1 protein-coding gene is annotated in these 1200 nt (G+C 58.8%); it reads right to left on the minus strand.

Translation table 11 applies throughout. The features are described 5' to 3' along the window. Positions 1-4: 4 nt before the first annotated feature. Positions 5-1200 (minus strand): IS66 family transposase (gene tnpC / locus GEU01_RS21975; RefSeq protein WP_019087695.1); only part of this gene is annotated, 1196 nt, incomplete at its 5' end.

Raw genomic sequence — 1200 nt, forward strand, 5'->3', positions numbered from 1 at the left:
TTGATCATGCGGCCTGTTTGTGAAGATCTGTCACGGGTTTCCAGTTCCATGGCAACAGTTCTTGGAGCCGGTTGATTTTGTGCTCGTTGATACGGGCCAGGACGTCGGCGAGGTAATCGTGCGGATTGAGGCCTGAGAGTTTTGCGCTTTCGATGAGGGTCATGGCATCAGCGATGTTGTCCCCACCGGCATCGGAACCGGCAAAGAGATAGTTTTTTCGGCCGACGCATACGGGCCGTATGGCTCGTTCGGCAGGATTATTGTCAATGGCGACACGACCATCTTCCACAAACAGGGTAAAGGCGGCCCACCGGTTGAGCGCATAGCGGATCGCTTTTGCCAGTTCCCCCTTCCCGGGGATGCGGGTGAGCTGTGCTTCGCACCAGGCATGGAACGCTATAACGCGGGGGCGGCTTTTTTCCTGTCGGACAGCCAGACGGTGCCTGGCGGGATGCCCGGTGATCTGCCGCTCGATATCGTAGAGCTCTCCGATCTGCTCAAGCGCTTCCCTTGCAATTGTCGAGCCGCTGCCTTTCCAGACATCATGGAATGCCCGACGCAGGTGGGCCCAGCAGGCCGCTTCGCGCACGCGCACGGTTCCCGTTGCATCGGGTTTATACAGGTCCCTGAACCCGGCGTAGGCGTCAGCCTGCAGAATACCACGGAACTGTGCCAGATGGGTCTGGGGATTGATCCCCTTGCGATCGGGAGAGAACCAGTAGGCAACGGCGGGTGGATCACTCCCGCCCCATGGGCGGGGATCGCGCAGATAGGTCCAGATCCGCCCTTCCTTCACACCGCGTGGTTTACCAGCCTGACGCAGGCGGGGATCAAGAACCTGGATGGGCGTATCATCGGCATGAAGCAGGTCTGCCCCCACGACCTCCTGACGGATCATATCTGTGAGAGGACGCAGAACGGCAACGGCCTGACCACACCAGTCGATCAGGGTTGAACGGGGGATTTCGACACCCTGACGGGCAAAGATCTCGTTCTGACGATAAAGCGGGATATGGTCATCGAATTTCGAGACCAGGATATGGGCCAGGAGCCCGGGACCAGCCATGCCCCGTGGGACAGGGCGCGATGGCGCTTCAGGCTGCACCATTGTTTCGCAATGACGGCAGGATTTCTTCAGCCGTGCCGTTTCGACGACTTTCAGTTTTGCCGCGATGAATTCAAGGATTTCGGTGACATCTT

Origin of the sequence: Komagataeibacter europaeus LMG 18890 (assembly GCF_000285295.1) — a bacterium.
Lineage (GTDB): Bacteria > Pseudomonadota > Alphaproteobacteria > Acetobacterales > Acetobacteraceae > Komagataeibacter > Komagataeibacter europaeus.